General features: G+C 59.7%; 25 protein-coding genes. 24 read left to right on the top strand and 1 reads right to left on the bottom strand.

Features of this window, described 5'->3' with window-relative positions:
• Positions 1 to 2 precede the first annotated feature (2 nt).
• The 10 genes from ACTJK5_RS12520 (at position 3) to ACTJK5_RS12475 (ending at position 9,229) form a co-directional block, all read left to right on the top strand.
• Positions 3 to 1,199, top strand: a complete 1,197-nt coding sequence (locus tag ACTJK5_RS12520; RefSeq protein WP_440612541.1) for an ABC transporter permease — start codon at positions 3 to 5, stop codon at positions 1,197 to 1,199.
• Entirely contained in the window at positions 1,196 to 2,134 is a 939-nt protein-coding gene (locus ACTJK5_RS12515) for an ABC transporter ATP-binding protein (RefSeq protein WP_440612540.1), read from the top strand. Before ACTJK5_RS12520 ends, ACTJK5_RS12515 begins: the two co-directional genes overlap by 4 nt.
• Positions 2,131 to 2,886 (top strand): ABC transporter permease, encoded by a 756-nt coding sequence (locus ACTJK5_RS12510; protein WP_440612539.1) that lies wholly within the window; start codon positions 2,131 to 2,133, stop codon positions 2,884 to 2,886. Before ACTJK5_RS12515 ends, ACTJK5_RS12510 begins: the two co-directional genes overlap by 4 nt.
• Positions 2,887 to 2,984: 98 nt before the next feature.
• A complete protein-coding gene (locus tag ACTJK5_RS12505) occupies positions 2,985 to 3,926 on the top strand; it encodes an ABC transporter substrate-binding protein (protein WP_427928205.1) in 942 nt (313 codons plus the stop codon).
• Positions 3,927 to 3,995: 69 nt separating this feature from the next.
• Positions 3,996 to 4,769, top strand: coding sequence for an ABC transporter permease (locus ACTJK5_RS12500; RefSeq protein WP_440612609.1), 774 nt, complete (start codon positions 3,996 to 3,998; stop codon positions 4,767 to 4,769).
• A complete protein-coding gene (locus ACTJK5_RS12495; protein WP_440612538.1) occupies positions 4,769 to 5,554 on the top strand; it encodes an ABC transporter ATP-binding protein in 786 nt (261 codons plus the stop codon). The genes ACTJK5_RS12500 and ACTJK5_RS12495 overlap by 1 nt, the downstream gene beginning before the upstream one ends.
• A 152-nt stretch (positions 5,555 to 5,706) precedes the next feature.
• Positions 5,707 to 6,441: a histidine utilization repressor gene (gene hutC, locus ACTJK5_RS12490; RefSeq protein ID WP_113326673.1), complete on the top strand. Its 735-nt coding sequence runs from the start codon at positions 5,707 to 5,709 to the stop codon at positions 6,439 to 6,441.
• Positions 6,442 to 6,650: 209 nt separating this feature from the next.
• Positions 6,651 to 7,787: a tonB-system energizer ExbB gene (gene exbB / locus ACTJK5_RS12485; protein WP_440612608.1), complete on the top strand. Its 1,137-nt coding sequence runs from the start codon at positions 6,651 to 6,653 to the stop codon at positions 7,785 to 7,787.
• A 3-nt stretch (positions 7,788 to 7,790) separates the two neighbouring features.
• Positions 7,791 to 8,294 carry a TonB system transport protein ExbD gene (gene exbD, locus ACTJK5_RS12480; protein ID WP_144621954.1) on the top strand — a complete coding sequence of 168 codons (504 nt, stop codon included), beginning with the start codon at positions 7,791 to 7,793 and terminating at the stop codon, positions 8,292 to 8,294.
• Positions 8,291 to 9,229, top strand: coding sequence for a TonB family protein (locus ACTJK5_RS12475; protein WP_440612537.1), 939 nt, complete (start codon positions 8,291 to 8,293; stop codon positions 9,227 to 9,229). Before exbD ends, ACTJK5_RS12475 begins: the two co-directional genes overlap by 4 nt.
• 35 nt (positions 9,230 to 9,264) lie before the next feature.
• Here ACTJK5_RS12475 and phnF read toward each other — a convergent pair whose 3' ends face one another.
• Positions 9,265 to 10,002 (bottom strand): phosphonate metabolism transcriptional regulator PhnF, encoded by a 738-nt coding sequence (gene phnF, locus ACTJK5_RS12470; protein WP_440612536.1) that lies wholly within the window; start codon positions 10,000 to 10,002, stop codon positions 9,265 to 9,267.
• 80 nt (positions 10,003 to 10,082) lie between these two features.
• Here phnF and phnG point away from each other — a divergent pair, with 80 nt between their 5' ends.
• From phnG to phnN, 14 genes are all read left to right on the top strand, one after another.
• A complete protein-coding gene (phnG, locus tag ACTJK5_RS12465) occupies positions 10,083 to 10,541 on the top strand; it encodes a phosphonate C-P lyase system protein PhnG (RefSeq protein ID WP_113259730.1) in 459 nt (152 codons plus the stop codon).
• The gene (gene phnH / locus ACTJK5_RS12460) at positions 10,541 to 11,146 is read left to right on the top strand and encodes a phosphonate C-P lyase system protein PhnH (protein ID WP_440612535.1); all 606 of its coding nucleotides are present in this window, start codon (positions 10,541 to 10,543) and stop codon (positions 11,144 to 11,146) included. The genes phnG and phnH overlap by 1 nt, the downstream gene beginning before the upstream one ends.
• A 3-nt stretch (positions 11,147 to 11,149) precedes the next feature.
• Positions 11,150 to 12,259 (top strand): carbon-phosphorus lyase complex subunit PhnI, encoded by a 1,110-nt coding sequence (locus tag ACTJK5_RS12455; RefSeq protein ID WP_113259732.1) that lies wholly within the window; start codon positions 11,150 to 11,152, stop codon positions 12,257 to 12,259.
• Between the two features lie 149 nt (positions 12,260 to 12,408).
• Complete coding sequence (locus ACTJK5_RS12450) at positions 12,409 to 13,326, top strand: alpha-D-ribose 1-methylphosphonate 5-phosphate C-P-lyase PhnJ (RefSeq protein WP_062427273.1); 918 nt, start codon at positions 12,409 to 12,411, stop codon at positions 13,324 to 13,326.
• Positions 13,323 to 14,099: a phosphonate C-P lyase system protein PhnK gene (gene phnK, locus ACTJK5_RS12445; RefSeq protein ID WP_062427272.1), complete on the top strand. Its 777-nt coding sequence runs from the start codon at positions 13,323 to 13,325 to the stop codon at positions 14,097 to 14,099. Before ACTJK5_RS12450 ends, phnK begins: the two co-directional genes overlap by 4 nt.
• A gap of 1 nt (position 14,100) precedes the next feature.
• Complete coding sequence (phnL, locus tag ACTJK5_RS12440) at positions 14,101 to 14,808, top strand: phosphonate C-P lyase system protein PhnL (RefSeq protein WP_440612534.1); 708 nt, start codon at positions 14,101 to 14,103, stop codon at positions 14,806 to 14,808.
• Positions 14,805 to 15,422 carry a DapH/DapD/GlmU-related protein gene (locus ACTJK5_RS12435; RefSeq protein ID WP_440612533.1) on the top strand — a complete coding sequence of 206 codons (618 nt, stop codon included), beginning with the start codon at positions 14,805 to 14,807 and terminating at the stop codon, positions 15,420 to 15,422. The genes phnL and ACTJK5_RS12435 overlap by 4 nt, the downstream gene beginning before the upstream one ends.
• Before the next feature lie 115 nt (positions 15,423 to 15,537).
• A complete protein-coding gene (gene phnC, locus ACTJK5_RS12430; protein ID WP_440612532.1) occupies positions 15,538 to 16,413 on the top strand; it encodes a phosphonate ABC transporter ATP-binding protein in 876 nt (291 codons plus the stop codon).
• A 94-nt stretch (positions 16,414 to 16,507) separates the two neighbouring features.
• Positions 16,508 to 17,413: a phosphonate ABC transporter substrate-binding protein gene (phnD, locus tag ACTJK5_RS12425; protein ID WP_440612531.1), complete on the top strand. Its 906-nt coding sequence runs from the start codon at positions 16,508 to 16,510 to the stop codon at positions 17,411 to 17,413.
• Positions 17,414 to 17,579: 166 nt separating this feature from the next.
• Positions 17,580 to 18,554 carry a phosphonate ABC transporter, permease protein PhnE gene (gene phnE, locus ACTJK5_RS12420; protein ID WP_440612530.1) on the top strand — a complete coding sequence of 325 codons (975 nt, stop codon included), beginning with the start codon at positions 17,580 to 17,582 and terminating at the stop codon, positions 18,552 to 18,554.
• Positions 18,554 to 19,903 carry a phosphonate ABC transporter, permease protein PhnE gene (phnE, locus tag ACTJK5_RS12415; protein WP_440612529.1) on the top strand — a complete coding sequence of 450 codons (1,350 nt, stop codon included), beginning with the start codon at positions 18,554 to 18,556 and terminating at the stop codon, positions 19,901 to 19,903. The genes phnE (ACTJK5_RS12420) and phnE (ACTJK5_RS12415) overlap by 1 nt, the downstream gene beginning before the upstream one ends.
• 150 nt (positions 19,904 to 20,053) lie before the next feature.
• Positions 20,054 to 20,746, top strand: coding sequence for a DUF1045 domain-containing protein (locus ACTJK5_RS12410; RefSeq protein ID WP_440612528.1), 693 nt, complete (start codon positions 20,054 to 20,056; stop codon positions 20,744 to 20,746).
• The gene (locus tag ACTJK5_RS12405; protein WP_062599092.1) at positions 20,739 to 21,875 is read left to right on the top strand and encodes an alpha-D-ribose 1-methylphosphonate 5-triphosphate diphosphatase; all 1,137 of its coding nucleotides are present in this window, start codon (positions 20,739 to 20,741) and stop codon (positions 21,873 to 21,875) included. The genes ACTJK5_RS12410 and ACTJK5_RS12405 overlap by 8 nt, the downstream gene beginning before the upstream one ends.
• Entirely contained in the window at positions 21,872 to 22,471 is a 600-nt protein-coding gene (gene phnN / locus ACTJK5_RS12400; protein WP_440612527.1) for a phosphonate metabolism protein/1,5-bisphosphokinase (PRPP-forming) PhnN, read from the top strand. Before ACTJK5_RS12405 ends, phnN begins: the two co-directional genes overlap by 4 nt.
• Positions 22,472 to 22,475 lie beyond the last annotated feature (4 nt).

Genomic DNA, 22,475 nt, shown 5'->3' with positions numbered 1-22,475 from the left:
CGTTGCAGAGCGAGAGCACCATTTCAAAGCCGCAGACTGTCACACCACATGTCGATAAGGTCGGCGTGCTGATCTGCGGCCTGCTCCTCTATGCTGCACTCGTTCCGCCCTTTGTCAGCTTCCGCGCAAACCGTATTGTGCAAGGGGAAGGGCGCTTTCTGCTGGACAGCATGCCGACCTCTGTCGGTTACGGCCTGATCGGCATCATCATTTTGGCCGCGGCGGTGGCGCTGTTCGTCGCCAACACGAAGGTCCGTTTGGCGACGGCCTTTGCGGCACTGGTCGCGCTGGCCGTCGCGGTCGGCCTTTCGGCGTCGTCTCTCATTCCGCCTGAAAACACCTATGCCCGCGTGTCGGCGGCCAGTGGTTTCTGGCTTTTGCTCGCCGGATTGGTGGTCCTGGCAACGGATGCGATCGCGAGGCTTAATCCAAAGCCTCTGACACGTCTCATCCTTCTGGCTGTGTCACTGCTTCTCCTCAGCGCCTTCCTGCTCTCTGGCCTCTGGAAGGATCTCTCGATCATGAAGGAGTATCAGAGCCGCTCCGACATCTTCTGGACGGAAGCGCAGCGCCACCTGCAGCTGGCCTTGGGCTCCGTCTTCGCGGCCATGCTGGCCGGCATTCCTCTGGGAGTGCTCTGTTTCAAGGTGGAGCGCATCCGCGCCGCCATGCTGAACAGTCTCAACATCATCCAGACGATCCCATCCATCGCGCTCTTCGGCCTCCTGATTGCGCCGCTGGGCTGGATCGGCACCCATGTCCCGGGCGCCTCGCAGATCGGTATCCGCGGTATCGGCGCCGCTCCGGCCTTCGTTGCTCTGTTTCTTTATTCCCTGCTCCCGATCGTTTCCAATACGGTCGTCGGGCTCACAGGCGTTTCACCCGCCGTGCGTGATGCGGCGCGCGGTATCGGCATGACGGGCCGGCAAAGCCTTTTCAAGGTCGAGTTTCCGCTAGCGCTTCCCATCATCTTGACCGGCATCCGCATCGTGATGGTGCAGAACATCGGGCTTGCAACGATCGCGGCGCTCATCGGCGGCGGAGGCTTCGGCGTCTTCGTCTTCCAGGGGATTGGCCAAACGGCCATGGACCTCGTTCTTCTCGGAACCATCCCGACCGTCATCCTGGGATTTGCTGCTGCAATTCTGCTGGATGCGCTGATCGACAGCAAGCTCCTGTCACGAGGAAAAGCCACATGATCGAAATCGAAGGCCTCACCAAACGATATGGCGAAGCGACGGTGGTCGATAATGTGAGCCTCGCTGTCCAACCCCAAAGCGTTACCGTCATCGTCGGCACATCCGGCTCGGGAAAGACGACGCTTCTGCGCATGATCAATCGTCTCGTCGAGCCGACCTCGGGCGTTATTCGCATCGATGGGCGCAACGTTCTCGATCTGCCGGGCTTCGAGCTTCGTCGCAGCATCGGCTATGCCATTCAGGGGCATGGGCTTTTTCCGCATCGGACAGTGGGACAGAACATTGCGACCGTGCCGGAACTGCTTGGCTGGGATCGGCAGCGGGTCTCGGCGAAAGTCCACGAACTGCTTACCCTTTTTCAACTTGACCCAAAGCTTTATGCCGACCGTTTTCCAAGCGAACTCTCGGGCGGTCAGCAGCAGCGCGTCGGCGTGGCGCGCGCGCTGGCAGCCGAACCGAACATTCTTTTGATGGACGAGCCCTTCGGTGCGCTCGACCCGATTATCCGCGCCAAGGCGCAGGAAGATCTCCTGGCAATTCAGAAGAAACTCGGTGTCACCATCGTGCTCGTCACCCACGATATGGATGAGGCCTTCTTCCTGGCGGATCGGATTGCCGTCATGGATAAGGGAACGGTCGTGCAATATGGACCACCGGCGGAGCTCGTCCTCAACCCGGCAACGCCATTTGTCAGAACGCTGATCGGCGAGCGGGAAAGGCCTTTACGGCTTCTTTCCGTAGCAACCGTCTCCGAGATCGTCGAACCCGGAGAGGCGGAAGGCGAACCGCTCACCGGCAGCCTTAGCCAACGCGACGCACTCTCCGCCATGCTCTGGGCGGGAAGAGACAGTCTCCCGGTTGTCGGCACCGACGGGCAGAAGATCGGCCGCATCCGGCGCGAAACTCTGCTGCAGCAAGCTGCGGGCCGTTCATGACGCGCGCGCACCCAAAAGCGCTGCTCGGACCTCTGCTCCTGTTGGGGCTGGCGCTGCTGCTCGTCGTCTTTTTGGCGACACCAGGCACTTTCGCGCCGATCTTCTCACCGCTTGTCCAGACCAACGCACCCGCTATCTACCAGCAGGCCAATCTTCTGTCCCTCACGCTATCCCATCTGGCAATTGTCGGGATGGCGACGGCGGCTGCCACACTGGTGGCAGCGACACTTGCCATTCTCGTGAGTCGGCCGTTCGGTCGTGAATTACTGCCGCTGTCGCGCAGCATCGTCAATATCGGCCAGACATTTCCGCCGGTTGCCGTGCTTGCACTTGCGGTGCCGATCATGGGGTTCGGTCAGAAGCCAACGCTGGTCGCACTGTTTCTCTATGCCCTACTTCCCGTCTTCGAAAACACCCTTACGGGCCTGACCACAGTTCCGGCATCAATTACTGAAGCAGCGCGCGGTGCGGGCATGACCGGCTGGCAAAGGCTGTGGAAGATCGATATCCCGCTTGCCATGCCTGCGATCCTTGCTGGCATTCGCCTATCGGCCGTCATCAGCCTCTCAACCGCGACGATCGGCTCGACCGTGGCAGCGCGCACGCTGGGCGAGGTCATCATTGCCGGTCTGCAATCCAACAATCTTGCCTTCATCCTGCAGGGCGGTTTGATCGTGGCGGCACTTGCCGTTTTGATCCACAGTGTGTTTTCGATGCTGGAAGCCATGGCCGCACATCGTGCCGGTCGGTAACGCATTTTGTCTAGACAAATTATTCCCCTTATGAATTAATGCCCCCTAAAGAAGCGGAGAAAATCGCCGCTCAAAAATAAAGCAACAGGGGATCGATCATGAGAAAGACACTGGGTTTCACCCTTCTCGCCGCCGCACTCTTTGCCACCGCGGCCCATGCTGAAACGTCCGTCACCATCGGCATGTCCGGCTGGACCGGCTTTGCGCCGCTGACACTCGCCAAGGAAACGGGTATTTTCGAAAAGAACGGCCTGAAGGTCGATATCAAGAAAATCCCGCAGGCAAGCCGCCATCTGGCGCTGGCGTCGGGTGACATCCAATGCGCGGCGACCACCGTCGAAACCTGGGTGGCATGGAATGCCAATGGCGTGAAATCCACGCAGATCTTCCAGATGGACAAGTCACATGGCGCGGATGGCATGGCGGTGCGCAATGATATCGCCAAGATTTCCGACCTGAAGGGCAAAACCATCGCCGCATCGGCCCCTGGCACCTCGCCATACTTCTTCCTCGCCTGGATCCTGAAGGAGAATGGCCTGACTCTGAAGGACGTCAAGGTGGTGAACCTTGAGCCCGGCCCGGCCGCACAAGCTTTCGTCGCTGGCCAGAACGATGCCGCCATGACTTATGAGCCCTATCTCTCGACGGTCCGTGCCGCACCCGACAAGGGCAAGATCATCGCCACCACGCTGGATTATCCGGCCGTCATGGACACCTTCGGCTGCACGCCGGAATTCCTGAAAGCCCATCCGGACGCGGCAAAGGCACTGGCGACAAGCTATTTCGAAGCGCTTGAGGCCATCAAGGCCGATCCTGAAAAGGCTTACGCTACGATGGGCGCGGATGTGAAGCAGTCGGGCGAGGCCTTCGGCAACTCCGCCAAGTTCCTCGAATGGCAAGACAAGGCAGCCAACCAGAAGTTCTTCGAAGGCGAGTTCAAGACCTTCTCGGAAAAGGCTGCCGATCTGCTTCTCGAAATCGGTGTCATCAAGTCGAAGCCCGATCTTTCGACGCTCGCCGATACCTCTTTCATCAAGTAATCGGGCATCACCTAATCACATCGGGCGCGGCCTGCCGCCGCGCCCCGCCTCATGACTGTCGGGATCGACATGCAGCCATTACAGCCTATCAGACACAGCACGCGGATTGCGCTCGGCATCCTGTTCTTCGTGCTGTTCTTCCTCGCCTGGGGCATCGCGACACTGGGTGGGTTTGTTTCGCCAACCTTCCTCGCAGACCCCATCACCATGCTGAATGACGGGATCTATCTGATCACCGCGCAAGGCTTTGCCTATGATATCGGCATGACCATCTGGCGCGTGGTGGGCGGCTTCGTCTTGGCTTCGATCATCGCCGTACCACTCGGCATCGCCATGGGCGCTTACAAACCGATCGAAGCCTTGCTCGAGCCTTTCGTCTCCTTTGCCCGTTATCTTCCCGCTTCGGCTTTCGTACCGCTGCTGATCCTGTGGGCCGGCATCGGCGAAATGCAAAAGCTGCTGGTGATTTTCATCGGCGCAGTGTTCCAGATCATCCTCATGGTCGCCGTCGCCGTTGCCGCAACGAGGCGTGATCTCGTCGAGGCTGCCTATACGCTCGGTGCCAAGGATCGCGGCGTTGTGTGCCGGGTTCTCATTCCCGCCAATGCACCGGATATTGCCGAGATTCTGCGGCTCGTTCTCGGCTGGGCATGGACCTATGTCATCGTGGCGGAACTGATCGGCGCGTCGTCCGGTATCGGCTATATGATCATCAACAGCCAGGCGCTGATGGCGACGGGCCAGATCATTTTCGGCATCATCGTCATCGGTGTCATCGGCCTCATCTCGGACTTTGCCTTCAAGTCTCTCAATCGCAAACTGTTCGCCTGGAGGCTTGCCTGATGAATGAACTCGTCATCCAGGGCGTCAGCCGCACCTTTCCGGGCGTGCGTGGCGGCACGCCGACACTTGCCCTGCAACCGACGGATCTCGAAATTCCGAAGAACGATTTCGTCACCATTCTCGGGCCCTCCGGCTGCGGAAAGTCGACGCTGCTTCGTATCATCGCCGGCCTCGATCGCCCGACCACCGGCAAGGTTCTGCTGGATGGCCAGGAGGTGAAGGGACCGGGTGCCGATCGCGGCATGGTCTTCCAGTCCTACACGCTGTTTCCCTGGCTCACGATCCGCGAAAACGTGGCCTTTGGCCTGCGCGAGCGCGGGGTAGCGGAGAAGGAGAAGTGGGAGATCGTCGATAGCTACATCGACAAGGTGGGCTTGAGAGGCTTCGAGAACCACTGGCCGAAACAACTGTCCGGCGGCATGCAGCAGAGAACGGCGATTGCCAGAGCGCTGGCCAACGGTCCGCGCATTCTGCTGCTCGATGAACCCTTCGGCGCGCTGGACAACCAGACGCGCGGCCTCATGCAGGAATTGCTGCTGGGCATCTGGGAGCGGGAGCAGAAGACGGTGATCTTCGTGACGCATGATATCGAGGAAGCGGTCTTCATGGCCAACCGTGTGGTCACGATGTCGGCGCGTCCCGGTCGCATCAAGTCGATCACCCCGGTCGATCTTCCGCATCCGCGTCATTACACCGTCAAGGCAAGCCCGGAATTCTCGGAGCTGCGTGCGCGGCTGACAGAGGAAATCCGCGGTGAGGCTATTGTGGCAGCCACCCATGGCTAAGTTTTGGCGACGGTGATATCAGGCGGGCTATTAAAACACTGTGCGTCCTGTTGGACGCACAAGGGACACTTTATCTTTTTGAATATAGGCATCGTGCTTTTCCGAAAATCGATGCCGATTTTCGAGCCGATGCCGTAAACGGAACGAAAACCATGGCTGAAGCGGCGGCACCGCAGGAAAGGTCCTTACACGAACGCATCATGAGCGACGTGGAAGGCCGGATTCTGTCGGGCGAATGGCCCCCCGGCTATCGTATTCCCTTCGAGCACGAGCTGACGAAGGAATATGACTGTTCCCGCATGACGGTGAACAAGGCGCTGACCGAACTGGTAAAAAAGGGCCTGATCGAGCGCCGCCGTCGCTCTGGCAGCTTCGTCACACGGCCGCACGCCCAATCCGCCGTTCTGGAAATCCACGATATCCAGCGAGAAGTTCAGCAGATGGGCCTGACCTATGGCTATCGTCTGGATCATCGCGAGTTGCGCAAGGCGACAGCACAGGATCGCGCCGCGCTGGAGGTGAAGGCGGGGGCCAGCATTCTCTCGCTAACCTGCCGGCACTTCACCGGCGACATCCCATTTTGTCTTGAGGATCGCATCGTCAACGTATCCGCCGTGCCTGAGGCAAAAGATGCGGATTTCTCCTCGGTCGGTCCAGGGTCATGGCTTTTGCAGATGGTCCCCTGGAGTGCTGCCGAGCACCGCATCCGCGCCATCTCCGCCGACCGCAGGATCGCCGACGCGCTGGCCATTCCTTGCGGCACTGCTTGTCTCGTCGTTGAGAGACGGACTTGGCATGGTCAAGTCTATGTCACCCACGTCACGGTGACCTATCCAGGCGAGCGTCATGAGCTCGTGGCGCAATTCCTGCCGATGCAACAGCAGTGATGGTGCGCGAACGAACATGCAGAAACATCGCTTCATCACGCATGTTTTTGTAAAAGATGAGTTTACAGCTCCGGTTTCTGCGATGTATTAGTGGTTAATCTTACTCCACTTATAGCGGAGCGGGCTTGCATGTCCGCTACCTTGGTGCGGGTGAGGGCTATGCCGATGCGTCTGGTCGTCGTGCAGTACAGAAAACCCGGGACCATCTGATGACCTCCATACTCTCGACTTCTTCGTCCAATCCTGTCATGGCATCCTGGACGCGCTGCCGGCCCGTGGCGCTCGCCGTGACCGTCTTGATCAGCGCCTCCTCCGTGCAGGCGTTTGCCCAGACGGCGGCACCCTCAGAGAACATGCCTGCGACCACTCAGGCAGAGCAGGTTCCTTCGCCGGCTATGAATTCCGCCCTATCCGCCCCCACTCAGCCCTCGCAGACGCCACAGGCGCAGCAAGCCGCACCACAGAATCAGCAACCGCCTGCAGCGGCTGCTCCGGCCACGGAAGCTCCGGCTCAGCCGTTGGACGCACAGGCACCTGCATCAGCAGAGTCGCCCTCAGCACAGCCAGCGCCATCTGGCGAGGCTCCTTCTGCGGTGGAGGTCAGTGCCGATGAACGGTCCGATATTCCGCACAACCTGTCTCCCTGGGGCATGTTCATGGCGGCCGATTGGGTCGTCAAAAGCGTCATGATCGGCCTTGCTCTGGCCTCGCTCATCACCTGGACGGTCTGGCTGGCGAAATCGATCGAGCTTGCCGCCGCGCGCGTGCGGGCGGGCTCGACGCTGAAAATCGTTCACAAGGCGAAAACGCTGGCCGAAGCCACAGAGGCGGTAGAGAGCAAGGGCGGTCCTGGCGCCTTGATGTTGCGCATGGCCTCCTATGAGATGCAGCTTTCCGACGCTGTTGTGGCTCATACCGATGGCGGCGGTATCAAGGAACGCGTCTCCTCCATCCTGTCGCGTATCGAAACCCATGCAGGACGCCGCATGTCGCGCGGCACAGGCGTGCTGGCCTCCATCGGCTCCGTGTCGCCCTTCGTCGGCCTCTTCGGCACGGTCTGGGGCATCATGAACGCCTTTATCGGCATTTCCGAATCGCAGACGACGAACCTTGCGATTGTGGCACCCGGCATCGCCGAAGCCTTGCTGGCAACGGCAATCGGCCTGGTGGCCGCCATTCCTGCGGTGGTGATCTACAACGTCTTTGCCCGTTCCATTACCGGCTATCGTCATCTGCTGGCCGATGTTGCCGCCGGCGTCGAGCGCCTGGTCAGCCGCGATCTCGATTTCCGCCGCATCCCCCCGGGCAGTGCCAGCAAGCCCCAGGTCTCCCTGGTAGGACGATAGATCATGGCAGGCGGTATTCGAGAAAGCCACGGGGACGACCTTCCCGAAAACCACGAGATCAACGTCACGCCGTTCATCGACGTGATGCTGGTGCTGCTCATCATTTTCATGGTGGCGGCGCCGCTTGCGACCGTGGATGTCAATGTCGACCTTCCGGCTTCGACAGCAAAACCGGCCGAGCGTCCGGATGAGCCTCTGTATCTGACGGTGAAGGACGACCTCTCGCTCAATATCGGCAATGATGCGGTGGCGCGTGAAGCCCTTGCTTCCAGCCTGGATGCCAAGACAGGCGGCAAGAAAGACACGCGCATCTTCCTGCGTGCCGACAAGGCCGTCGACTACGGTCATTTCATGGAAATCATGAACCTCCTGCGTGATAGCGGCTATCTGAAGATCGCGCTTGTCGGGTTGGAAGGCACTGCAGGCTCGGCGCCAGCAGGCACGCCGGTTTCCAACTCCAGCCAGTCCAGCCAGCCTTCACTTGCCCCAAATGGAGGGACGCAGTGACGGACCCCGTCTACCCTCGCTCCAGACAATCCCGCTTGGGAGAGATCGCGCTCTGGTCCGTCGCGGCACTGGTGATGATCTCGGTGCATGCTGCAGGCGCCTATTATCTGATGCAGGAAAAGCCGGAAGAGCAGGGCGATAACGCGCCTCAGGCGGCGATCATGATTGAGCTTGCCGCTCTGCCTGAGGCCGTCAATACCGAAGAAACGGTCGAAGCCAATGACGAGGTCGAGACGGAAGAGGTCAAAAGCAACGTCACCCAGCCTGTCGAAGAACCTCCGCCCGTAGAACCTCCGCCGGAGCCGGTTCCAGAGCCTGTCGTTGAAGAGCCGCCAGTGGAGCCCGAGCCTACCCCCGAAGTGCCGCCAGAGGTGGTGCAGCAGCCTGTAGAGGAGCCCGCGCCGCCAGAACCGGTGCAGGAGGTCGATCCCATCGAGCAGCAGCAGGTGGCGGAACTCGAATATGTCGAGGTTCCCCTTCCTGTGCTTCGTCCTCCGCCTCCGCCACCAGTACAGAAGAAGGTGGAGAAGGAAAAAGAGCCGGAAAAGAAACGAGTGCAAAAGCCGACGCCGGCGCCACAGCAATCGCAGCGCCGCGATATCGCCAAGGCTGAGGCGACGCAGTCGGACAGAACGGCGGCGTCTCGCAACAGCGCGGGCTCTGCATCGTCTTCCATTTCTCCGGCAGACTGGGCGTCGAAAGTTCAAAGCGCTGTTGCCCGACGTATCGTTCGCGGTGCAGGACGTTCAGGAATGACGGTGACAGTGTCCTTCGTCGTGCAAAACGACGGCTCGATTGGCAGGCTCAGCGTGGTCAAATCCACAGGCGATGAGGCCGTCGATGCCAAAATCAAATCGTCGATTGGCAGGGCCTCGGTCTCGACCCCGCCGCCGGGTGCGCAGACGTCCTTCGTCGTTCCCGTCCAGATCAGATAGCGGTCGCTTGCAAGGCGACCGTCTTTTATCTGGCGTCAATTCTCTACGGTGAATTGCACCACATCCGCCGGAAAGCGGCTGGTGCCGAACTGGATCGGCTGGCCGTCCATGTCGACATTCAAGGAATCGGAGACGAGAAGAATGGCGCCCGGCGACAATTCGAGATCGGCCAGATCGTCGGCCTCCGCATGCCGTGCAGAGACTGTTGTTGACGCCCGGACATAGTCTTCCACGCCCGATCGCTTCAGCGCCTCTGTAATTGAGCCCGTGTCTTCATAGTCAGTGGCGATGCCGCCAAAGCGCTCAGCCGGAAACCAGGATGTCGAGCGCGACACTGGCTTCTGATCGACCTTGCGCAGCAACTCCAGCCGGATCAGTGGCGTACCCGGCGCAACATTCAGCTTCTTGGCAAGAGCTGTCGTCGCTCCCTCGAGGGAATGCGCCAAAAGCAGCCCTTTCATCTCCCGTGCCTGATCGCCAAGACCAGTGGTAAAACGCGTTCGCTTCGAGATCGGGAAATTCAGGCGATCTTTTCGGGTGATGAGTGTCCCGCGGCCTTGCAGCGCCTGAACGATGCCTTCATCCGCAAGCGCTGCAATGGCGCCTCTGACGGTATGACGATTGACGCCGAAGCGTTCCGCCAACACCATTTCAGACGGTAACATGCCGGTGCCGTCATATTCGCCCGCAGCAATCGCCGTTCTGATCCGGTCGGCGATCTGGCGCCAAAGCGCCACGCCATTCTTCTTTCGCATATTGTTCGTCAGGGTCATGTCACACGCTTGTCATGCTGAAGGCTTACATCTAAGCTATCTTGTATGGTTGTCTATATCAATAGACGTTTGAGGATAAAATGAACGAACCGACCGAAATTCAAGAGGCGAGAAAGCGGGCCGCAGGGCTGCTGGCCCGTGCGACGGTTGAAGAGCTTCTCAATTGCTGGAGCGCTCTGGATACCAAGCCGCGAGTCGAAAAGGTACGTGGACCGGAAACCGGGCTCGTCATGGTGCGCGGAAAGATCGGCGGCGGCGGTTCGCCCTTCAATCTCGGAGAAGCGACCGTGACGCGCGCCACCGTCAAGCTGGCCTCCGGCACGATCGGCCATGCCCATGCGCTCGGCACCAGCCGAAAGCAGGCGTGGTACGCAGCAATCGCCGATGCGCTTTGGCAGGAAGAGACGACCCGTCCTCTCGTTGAGCGCGAGGTCCTCTCTGTGGTCGCGTCTCGGCTTGAAAAGCGCAAGACCAATGCCATCCAGCAAACCGCCGCAACCCGCGTCGATTTCTTCACGATGGTACGGGGAGACGACTGATGTCCGCCAAAGCAAACATCGTGACCGGCGGCTTTTCCGATCCGGTCTTCGATTCCCAGCACATCTTCAAGGCTGCGATGGACGGCATGGCACGGCCGGGAAAGCTCCAGTCGTTCGATCTGCCGATCCAGCCGCCAAGCCCTCTCGGCAAGGCCGCCGGCGGCATTCTTCTCACTCTTTGCGACTACGAAACGCCCGTGTGGATGAACGGCGCCTTTTCGAAGTCGATCGTTCCAAGCTGGCTGAGCTTCCACACCGGAGCGCAGATGGCGCCCACCAAGGCTGACGCCCGTTTCGCGGTTCTGGATGCCGGAAGCACGCTGTCCTCCTTCGATCTCTTCGCTCAGGGTAGCCAAGAATATCCCGACCGCTCCGCAACCGTGATCATCGAAGTACCGGATCTGACCGGTGGCCCGGCCTTGCGCCTTTCCGGCCCAGGCATTCGCGAGAGCGAGATCATCCGCCCTTCGGGCCTGCCCGACATCTTCGTGCGGCTTTGGAGCGAGAACCGCGCGGTCTTCCCCCGCGGCGTCGATGTCATCCTCACCTGCGGCAGCCAATCCATCTGCCTGCCGCGCTCCACCCGCATCAAGACGGAGGCCTGAGCTATGTATGTTGCCGTAAAGGGCGGAGAAACCGCCATTGCCAATGCACACCGCCTGCTGGCCGATCGCCGTCGTGGAGACCGCAACCTGCCGGCCATGACGATTAGCCAGATCGTCGAACAGCTTGGCCTGGCCGTCGACCGGGTGATGGCCGAAGCCTCGCTTCATGATCGCTCGCTTGCAGCTCTCGCCGTCAAGCAATCGCGTGGGGACATGATCGAGGCGATCTTCCTGCTGCGCGCCTATCGCACGACATTGCCACGTTTCGGCTATTCCAACCCGGTGGAAACGGGCGATATGCTGGTCGAGCGCCGCGTGTCGGCAACCTACAAGGATCTGCCCGGCGGACAGTTGCTGGGCCCTACCTTCGACTACACCCACCGCCTGCTCGATCCTTCGCTTCTCGAAGATGGAGAGGTGGAGGAGCCTGTCCTGCGCGACTCAGAAGCCGAACATATCATGCGCGTTTCGGAAATTCTGGCGGAAGAAGGCCTGATCGAGAGCGATGGTGATATGCCGGAAGATCATATTCCTGGCGATCTGACCCGCGAACCGATGGAATTTCCCATGGCACGCGATTTGCGGCTGCAGTCGCTTGCCCGCGGCGATGAAGGTTTTCTCCTGGCATTGGCCTATTCGACGCAGCGCGGCTACGGCCGCAACCATCCCTTCGTCGGTGAAGTCAGAATTGGCGAGGTGGAGGTCGAGCTGGATATCCCGGAACTCGGCTTTGCCGTCTCCATCGGCGATATTCAGGTGACAGAGTGCCAGATGGTGAACCAGTTCAAGGGGTCCGCAAAAGCGCCCCCGCAATTCACCCGCGGTTACGGCCTCGTCTTCGGGCAAAGCGAACGCAAGGCCATGGCGATGTCGCTGGTGGACCGGGCGCTACGCGCAGACGAGTTCGGTGAGGACAGAACCGCACCGGCTCAGGACGAAGAGTTTGTGATTTCGCATGCGGACAATGTTCAGTCGACAGGTTTCGTGGAGCATCTAAAACTCCCGCACTATGTGGATTTCCAAGCTGAACTTGGTCTTGTCAGAAAGATGCGCGCCGATTTCGAGGCTGCGCAGAGATCAGATGAAAGTTGGTTGAACGATGCTGCCGAATAAAGACTTGGTTTCAGCGCTGCTCGTTGAACCAGTATGCGCAAAATACGCTGGATGCTGCAAATACAGTGAAGAACAGCGCAATGAGAATTCCGATCTCCATGATCATTTACTCCTGACATCCGTTGTGACTTACGGAAGGACAACGCACGATGCTTGAAGAAGTTTCATTTGAAGAGACCTTCGCGGATGAAGGTCTCGCTACGTACAATTTCGCCTATCTGGACGAACAGACCAAGCGGATGATCCGCCGCGCTATTCTGAAGGCCATCGCCATACCCGGCTACCAGGTGCCCTTTGCCTCGCGCGAGATGCCCATGCCCTACGGCTGGGGAACGGGCGGCGTGCAGGTGACAGCCTCAATCCTCGGACCGCATGATGTGCTGAAGGTCATCGACCAGGGGGCGGATGATACGACCAATGCCGTCTCCATCCGCGCCTTTTTCCAGAAGGTCGCCAATGTCGCCGTCACCACGCATACCAAGGAAGCCACCGTCATCCAGACCCGTCACCGTGTTCCTGAAGAAACGCTGACGGAAGGTCAGGTGCTGGTCTACCAGGTGCCGATCCCTGAGCCTTTGCGCTTCCTCGAGCCACGCGAGACAGAGACCCGCGTCATGCACGCGCTGGAAGAATATGGCCTGATGCATGTGCGTCTCTATGAGGACATTGCCCATAATGGTCGCATTTCCAAAACCTACGCCTATCCGGTGAAGGTCGCAGGCCGATACGTCATGGACCCGTCGCCGACGCCGAAATTCGACAATCCGAAAATGCACATGTCGGAAGCCTTGCAGCTCTTCGGTGCCGGGCGTGAAAAGCGTATCTATGCCGTGCCGCCCTACACCGAAGTCGTCAGCCTCGATTTCGACGACCATCCCTTCGAGATTCAGACCTTCGACAAGCCATGTGCGCTGTGTGGTGCGGACCATGTCTATCTCGATGAAGTCATCCTGGATGATCGGGGCGGGCGCATGTTCGTCTGCTCCGATACCGACCATTGCGAAGATCGGCGCGAACATGGCCATCGCGGCCATCTGCTGGCCGATGTGAAGGAGGCCGCAGAATGAGCGATCAGCCGCTGTTGAAAGTCCGCGACGTATCCAAATATTACGGCGACCGCGCCGGTTGCCGCAACGTCTCCTTCGATCTTTGGCCGGGCGAAGTCCTGGCGATCGTCGGCGAATCCGGTTCCGGCAAGACCACGCTGCTGAACTGCATTTCCACCCGACTGATGCCGACCACCGGCAGCGTGGAATATCGCATGCGCGACGGGTCTCTCCGCGATCTTTACCACATGGGCGAGGCGGAACGCCGTTTCCTCATGCGCACCGATTGGGGCTTCGTTCACCAGAATCCGGCTGACGGTCTGCGCATGACGGTATCTGCCGGCGCCAATGTCGGCGAACGGCTCATGGCAGTCGGCAACCGGCATTATGGCAATATCCGCAACACCGCCAGCGAATGGTTGGAGCGGGTGGAGATCGGCACCGATCGCATCGATGATCAGCCGCGTGCCTTTTCCGGCGGCATGCGCCAGCGCCTGCAGATCGCCCGCAATCTCGTCACCTCGCCGCGCCTCGTCTTTATGGACGAGCCGACCGGCGGTCTGGATGTCTCGGTTCAGGCAAGGCTTCTCGATCTCGTTCGCGGTCTCGTCAACGATCTCGGCCTTTCCGTCATCGTCGTCACCCATGACCTTGCTGTCGCACGGCTCCTGTCGCACCGCATGATGGTGATGAAGGGCGGCAACGTCATCGAGCATGGCTTGACCGACCGCGTGCTGGACGACCCGCGCGAGCCCTATACCCAGCTTCTCGTTTCCTCGATCCTGCAGGTGTGACATGCCGACCCCCCTCATTGTTTCGGAAGTCTTCAAAAGCTTCACCATGCATCTGCGTGACGGGATCGAACTGCCCGTCGTGCGCAATGTGACCTTTTCCGTCCAGGCGGGCGAATGCGTCGTGCTTGGCGGGCCTTCGGGGATCGGCAAAAGCTCCATCCTCAAGATGCTCTACGGCAATTATGCCATCGATAGCGGCCAGATCCTCATCAAGCATGAGGGACAGATGGTCGATATCGGAAGTGCCGCGCCCCGCACCGTGCTCGAAGTCCGTCACCGCAGCCTTGGCTATGTCAGCCAGTTCCTGCGCACCGTCCCGCGCGTCGCCGCCGTCGATGTGGTGGCGGAGCCGCTGCTTGCTCGAAAAGTTCCGGTCGAAGACGCACGCGAACGGGCAGGAGAGTTGCTGTCGAAGCTCAACTTGCCACGGGAATTGTGGTCCCTGCCACCCGCGACCTTCTCCGGCGGCGAACAGCAGCGCGTCAACATTGCCCGCGGCTTCATTACCGACCATGCCATCCTGCTTTTGGACGAACCGACGGCGTCGCTCGACGCGGCCAACCGCAAGGTGGTGGTAGAGATGATCCGGCAAAAGAAAGCCGAAGGAACAGCCCTTCTTGGCATTTTTCACGATGAGGAAGTGCGTGAAGCCGTGGCCGATCGCATCCTCGATGTCTCGCAGTTCTCACCCAGAAAGATCGCAGCATGAGTGTCAAAGTTGGCCTGGAACCGGCCATTCACGAAAGCGCCCGCGTCGTCAATTCCAAGCTCGGCCGATACATTGAGGTCTCGGAGCGCTGCCGTATTGAAGAAGTGGATATGGATGACTACTCCTACATCATGCAGGACGGTGCCGTCTGGTGCGCGACAATTGGCAAGTTCGTCAACATCGCCGCCTCGGTGCGCATCAACGCAACCAACCATCCCATGTCGCGCGCGACGCTGCACCACTTCACCTACCGCGCCCATAATTATTGGGACGATGCGCAGGACGAGACGGAGTTCTTCGCCGCAAGACGCGCCAGACGCGTCGTCATCGGCCATGATGTCTGGATCGGACACGGCGCGACCATCCTGCCCGGCGTCACCATCGGCAATGGCGCCGTCGTCGGTGCCGGTGCCGTGGTCTCGAAGGATGTTGCACCCTACACCATCGTCGGCGGTGTCCCAGCCAAACTCATTCGACGCCGTTTTGCGGAAGAGATCGGCGAGCGCATGGACCGGCTGGCCTGGTGGGATTGGGATCACGTGAGGCTTCGCGCTGCCCTCGATGATTTCCGTTCGCTCGAAGCGGAAGCCTTTCTTGCCAAGTATGACGGGTAAACGAACACCATCTCCCGTGACGTCAGCCTTGTAATAATTTCTTCATCAAACTGACATTCGCGCTTCACGCACCCCTGATAGGCCGAATCCGAAATAACGAGACTGGATTTGGCCTATGACTTTTCACCTCAAGCAGGTAACGCGCCGCTTCGGCAAATCGACCGCCGTCGACAGCGTGACGCTCGACATCCCCCAGGGCCAGATGGTCGGCGTCATCGGACGTTCGGGTGCAGGCAAATCCACCCTGCTGCGCATGATCAACCGCCTGGTCGATCCAACATCCGGCTCCATTCACTTTGGCGATCTCGAGGTTTCCTCGCTCCGCGGTGCTGCGCTTCGCCACTGGCAGCGCGATTGCGCCATGATCTTCCAGCAATTCAATCTCGTGCCGCGTATCGACGTTCTGACCAACGTCATGCTCGGTCGCCTCGACCACCGCTCCACGGTCTTGAGCCTGCTCAGCATCTTCACCACCGAAGAGCGTCTGATGGCGATTTCAGCACTGGAGCGCCTGGGAATCGAGCATGTGGCGATGCAGCCAGCGGGAACTCTGTCGGGCGGCCAGCAGCAGCGTGTGGCGATCGCACGTGCACTGATGCAGTCGCCGCGCATGCTGCTTGCCGATGAGCCCATTGCCTCGCTTGACCCGCTCAACGCGAAAATCGTCATGGATGCGCTGCGCGACATCAATGAGCGCGAAGGCATCACCGTCATCACCAACCTGCACACGCTCGATACGGCCCGCAATTATTGTGAGCGCATCATCGGCATGGCGGCCGGTCGCGTCGTCTTCGACGGCACGCCCGCCGAACTCGATGCCCGCGCGGTCAAGGAAATCTACGGTACTGATTCTCATGGTGCCGGCATCGACGAAACCATGACGTCGACCAGCATCACCATTGAAGGTGCGGAGCTTGCCGCGCGCGCCCAACACCCATCTGCCGGTCCTGAAGCTTCTGCTCCCAAGCCGCTTTCCATGGCTGGACTGTAAGGACCGCACAGCATCGATCCGCCCGCGTCAGGGGCCAATATCACATTCCACATCGTGTCAAACTCCGGCTCGCCGGAAAAACGGAGATAAATCCATGTTGAAGAAAGCTCTTCTTTCGGCGGTTGCACTTGGCCTTCTGGCCGGTTCGGCTCTCGCTCAGGACGTCAAGGTTCTGCGCATCGGCCTCGATGGCGGCGAAAACTCCAACGACCAGCTGCGCAACGCGCAGTGCATTGCCGATGGCCTGAAGGCTGCCACCGGTGTTGAGCAGGTTCAGCTCTTCCCGTCGCCCGATTATAACGGCGTCATCCAGGGTCTGCTGGGCGGCACCATCGACATTGCTTCCATGGGCGCATCCTCCTACGCCAAGATCGCTATTCAGGACCCGAAGGCTGTCGATCCGATCCTGACATACACCGGCGCTGACGGCTCCAGCGGCTATTACACCATCATGGTTGCCCGCAAGGACTCCGGCATCAAGACGCTGGCAGACGCCAAGGGCAAGAAGCTCGGCTTTGCCGATCCGGACTCCACCTCCGGCTATCTCATCCCGAACGTCGCCCTGCCGAAGGACACCGGCAAGCCGGTCAAGGAATACTTCTCTGAAACCGGCTTCGGCGGCGGCCATGAGAACCTCGTTCTCGCCGTTCTCGACAAGAAGTTCGATGTCGGCACCACCTTCGGTTCCGGCGTTGGCAAGTGGGAAGAAGGCTACAGCTCCGGCAACCTCCACCAGATGGTCGCCAAGGGCAATCTCGACATGGACGATCTCGTCGAAGTCTGGAAGTCGCCGCTGATCCCGAACGGTCCGCTGATGGTTGCCAACAAGGTCGGCGAGCCGATGAAGGAAAAGATCGAAGCTTTCTTCCTCGACCTGCCGAAGAAGGACCTCGCTTGCTTCCAGGGCTTCACCCAGGGCAAGAACAAGGAATACATCAAGGTCGATCCGTCCTTCTACCAGACGATCGTTGATGCCCGTAAGGCCGTGATCGGCGGCTGATTGCCAGCAATGGCATGAGACGGCGGCGTCAGAAAGACGCCGCCGTTTTTTTAAAGCGCAGCCCGGGAAAGCCGTCACGCTTCCTGAGGGATGACGCTGAAACGGTGAATGAGAGCCTCGGTGAATCCATCGTCACCCGCATGGCTCCGGTAAGGACGCAAAAGACATGGCCAGCACGCCAATCACCCCAGATACGTTGGGCGAGGCCTCGAAGAAGGTCATGCAGCACTACCAGCAACAGCTGGTCACGCGACGTATCTACACCGGCATCGCCATCGTCGTCTTTCTTGCGTTGCTCTTTGCCTCGCTCGATTTTGCCAACAGCGCCAATTCCGGCAAGTTCTTCGAGCGACTGCCCTATTTCTTCGATTTTATGAAGACCTTCCTGCCGAACAGCCCCATGGAAGTTGTTCGCGCCATGTTCGATCTGCCGTCACCCTATGCCGACGGCTCGCTGAAATATGACTATGTCTCGGAGCGGGTCTATATCGGCGACGGCTTTTATATTCCGCATTTCTTCTATCAGCTGATCATCACGCTGAACATTGCGCTGGTCTCGACGCTGATCGGCACGGCCTTCGCTTTCGCGCTGTGCTTCTTCGCCTCCACCAATCTCGTCGGCGCCGGTGCCGTGCGTTTTTCCGTCCGACGCATGCTGGAAGTGATGCGCGCCTTCCCGGAAATCGTCATCGCCGGACTGCTGACCGCCATTCTTTCGCTCGGGCCCATTGCCGCCATCGTCGCCATCACCATTCATACCGTCGGCGCGCTCGGAAAACTCTTCTTCGAAGTCGTCGAAAATGCCGATATGAAGCCGGATGAGGGGTTGCGGGCATCGGGCGCCAACTGGCTGGAGCGTGTGCGCTTTGCCATCGTGCCGCAGGTTCTGCCGAATTTCGTCTCCTATGCGCTGCTGCGCGCCGAAATCAATGTGCGCGCCTCCACCATCATCGGTGCTGTCGGCGGCGGCGGTATCGGCGAGGTCTTTCGCCTGGCGATCGGCAATGATCACGCCGCCAAGACCTATGCCATCATCATCATGCTGCTGGTCACCATCATCGCTGTCGACCAGTTTTCCGGCTGGCTGCGCCGCAGGCTGATCGGCCATCAATCCTTTGAATTCGGACGGGGAGCGGCCTGATGTCCACGAGCTTTGTCATCAATGGTGCGGATCGCGAACGTCTTTTGTCCCAATACCCTCAGGTTTTCCAGCTGGGCTTCATGCGCCGCTATGGACTGTTTGTCGGTCTGGTCGTAGCCATCGCCTATCTCGTCATCTGCTTCTTCGCCTTCAATGTCGGCCCGGCCTTGACCAACGGTCGCTGGGACCGCGCTTCCAGCTATATTCAGGACTGGTATTCCTGGCGCGCCCAGCCACGGCTTCGCTTCGATGATGGCAAGGTCGTGCCGCAATGGACGAGCCGCGGGCAGTATCCAGCCAATGCCAATATCAGCTGGCTCCAGCCGTTGCCGAATGGCGGCTATAGCGTGACCTATGGCGATCAGCAGAACCGTATCGATATCACCCCGACGCAGGCCAATGTTTACATCGATGGTACGCTCTATCCGGTGACCATCGGCGCTGACCGCGTCACGGCCCCCGCCGGCGCGCCTGTTCAAATCCGCCAGGATGAGAACAAGGTCGTCGTCGAGTACGGCTTTGCCGGTCAGGCGGAAATTCGCACCTCGCAGCTTTATGTCCAGCGCCGCTTCCTCGGCTGGGCCAACTTCTTCTTCGACACGCGCTCACAGTTCTGGGGCAAGAGCTGGGGTGAGCTGGCAGCGCTGGCGCTGTGGCAGGATCGCGTCGATCCGGCACAGTCCAATATTTCAAAGATGGCCGATGATTTCCTCGGCAACGATGCCTGGCAGCATGAGGACATCCTGTCCAAGCTGTTGCAGACGCTGGTCATGGCCTTCCTCGGCACGCTTCTCGGTACGCTCTTTGCCTTTCCTCTGGCCTTCATCGCCGCCCGCAACATCACTGCCAGCAGGGCGGCAAACTGGGGCATGAAGCGGCTCTTCGACTTCCTCCGCTCGATCGACATGCTGATCTGGGCGCTATTCTTCACCAGAAGCTTCGGCCCCGGACCGATCCCCGGCATTGCCGCGATCTTCTTCACCGACACGGGTGCGCTCGGAAAGGTCTATGCCGAGGCTCTGGAAAATGTCGATGACAAGCAGCGCGAAGGCGTGAAATCGGTCGGCGCCTCGTCGGTCATCGTCAACCGCTTCGGCGTCATTCCGCAGGTGCTGCCGGTCTTCATTTCACAGTCGCTCTATTTCTGGGAAAGCAACACCCGCTCCGCCACGGTTATCGGTGCGGTGGGCGCAGGCGGCATCGGCCTCAAACTGCTGGAAGCCATGCGTACCAATCAGGATTGGGACAAGGTCGCCTATATGGTGCTGTTGATCCTTATCGTCGTCTTCCTGTTCGACAATATGTCGAACGCGATCCGCTCGCGCCTCATTGGCAAAACGCACCACTGAATGGGGAAAGGATATCCGGCAAATTTCTTGCCCGGTATCATCATTCTGTCACGGAAAAGGTCTACCTCGCACTTCTGACCTTGCGGGGTAGAGACGAGTCGTCTCAAATGACGCTTCCGCTGTTTCCATGACATTCGAAAGTGCGACATCGTGCGCTACGCTCTCTTTTTTTCGCCCTCCGCCACCGATTCGCTGACTGAGACAGCGTCACGGTGGCTGGGACGCAACGCCTTTTCCGGTGAGGGCTTTGACGACTATGCCAGCTTTGCGGACGTTACCGAAGAGCCAAGGCGCTACGGTTTCCACGCCACGCTGAAAGCGCCCTTCGAGCTTGCCGAAGGCAGACATGAGAGCGAGTTGGTGGAGGCATTCTCCGCCTTTGCAGCTTCACACGCCGCCTTCGATATTCCCGAAATCGTCATCGGCTCACTCGGGCCTTTCTTCGCACTGGTTCCGGCCACGCTCCATCAGCCGCTTCAGGATTTCACCGCCGATGTGGTGAGACATTTCGAGCCCTTCCGCGCGCCGTTGTCGGAGCGCGATATTGCCCGCCGTAAGCCGGAAACGCTCAGCGAAAGCCAGCGCGCCAATCTTCATCGCTGGGGTTACCCTTATGTGATGGATGATTTCCGCTTTCACATGACACTGACAGGGCCGGTGAGTGAGGCACGTAGGCAAGAGATGGGCGACATCCTGAGCAAGACATTTTCCGGCTTCATCCATAGCCCCCTGACCATCTCCGGCCTCGGCCTTTTTGTCGAGAAAGAGCGTGGTGAAGCCTTTACCGTTCATAGCTGGCAGCCACTGGCTGCTTCCAATACGAAAGACGTCCGAAATGGCTGAACATGTCCTATCCAATGCGCACATCGTCCTCTCCGACGATGTTATCCAAGGTTCCGTCCTGATCCGCGATGGCGTGATTGCCGATATCAGCGAAGGCGCATCGCAAACCGGCGAAGACTTCGAAGGCGACTATCTGATCCCCGGCCTCGTCGAGCTTCACACCGACCATCTTGAACAGCATTATTCCCCGCGCCCGGGCGTCACCTGGGACAAGATTGCCGCCATTCAGGCCCATGATGCGCAGGTCGCGTCCTCCGGCATCACCACCGTCTTCGATTGTCTGCGTCTCGGCTCGGATGAGGATGGCGGCTTCGAGCGCGGCGAAATGCGCGACATGGCCGACGCCATTGAAAAGGCCAAGGGTGAAGATCGGCTTCGCTCCGATCACCTGCTGCATCTGCGCTGCGAAGTAGCCTCCGCCGACGTACTGGAGCATTTCGAGGATTTCGAAAACGATCCGCATGTGCGGCTGATTTCGCTGATGGATCATTCCCCGGGCCAGCGTCAGTTTCAGACGATGGACCAGTACATCATGTTCTACCAGAAAAAGCGCGGTCTGAGCGATGAGGCCTTCAAGGCCTTTGTCGACCGGCGCGTCTCGGCCTCCGGGAAATATTCCGGCAAGCACCGCGATTACCTTTCCGCCCGTTGTGCTGAGCGCGGCATCACGGTTGCGAGCCATGACGATGCCACTGAAGCCCATGTCGAGGAGGCGATCGGTCATGGTGTGCGGCTTGCTGAATTCCCCACCAGCGTCGAAGCCGCCAAGGCATCGCACACGGCGGGCATGAGTGTTCTGATGGGCGCGCCGAACATCGTTCGCGGCAAATCCCATTCGGGCAATATTGCTGCGCGCGATCTCGCCGAACTCGGCGTTCTCGATGTGCTGTCCTCTGATTACGTGCCTTTCAGCCTGCTCTACGCGCCCTTCCTGCTCGCCGATCAGGTGGACGGGATTACCCTTCCCAAGGCACTTGCGATGGTCACGGCAACACCGGCAAAGACGGTTGGTCTGACAGATCGCGGTTCTATTGCCGAAGGACTGCGCGCCGACCTCGTACGGGTGCGTCGCGAAAGCGGTGTGCCCGTGGTGCGCAGCGTCTGGCGGCAGGGAAAACGTGTCGCATGAGCCTTGTATCGTCAGACGCATTTCCGCCGAATTTGGACACCCTCGGAACGATGATCGTCGTTGTCGGTCCGAGCGGTGCCGGCAAGGACACGCTGATCGACTACGCGGCCGAGCGGCTGCGTGATCAGGCAGACGTGCATTTCGTCCGGCGTATCATTACCCGAGACAGTGACGCGGGTGGCGAGAACCATGAGGGTTGCAGCGAAGAGACCTTCCAACGAAAAAAGGTAGCCGGCGAATTTTGTGTGTCCTGGAGTGCCCACGGTCTGCATTATGGAATACCCGCTTCGGTCAAGCAGCATCTGAAGAAGGGCGGCGTGGCGGTGGCGAATGGCTCACGCTCCGCACTTCCCCACTTCAGAGCAGCCTTCCCCAACTTGAAAGTGGTGGTGGTCACAGCACGGCCGGAAATCCTCTCCGCCAGGCTGGCGAACCGGGGCCGCGAGAGCATGTCGGAAATCATGGGCCGGCTCGACCGCAAGGTGGATGCAATCTGCGATAGTTTCGACGTGACGACCATCGACAATAGCGGCGAGATCGAGGAGGCGGGATCGGTCCTGCTCGCTCTCCTGCAGAGCAGCCTATCGACCCGATAGGCTA

The sequence above is a fragment of the Agrobacterium sp. 22094 genome (genome assembly GCF_052046015.1).
GTDB lineage: Bacteria > Pseudomonadota > Alphaproteobacteria > Rhizobiales > Rhizobiaceae > Agrobacterium > Agrobacterium cavarae.
The sequence above is the reverse complement of the archived record's forward strand: the minus strand, read 5'-3'. Positions and strand labels throughout refer to the sequence as shown.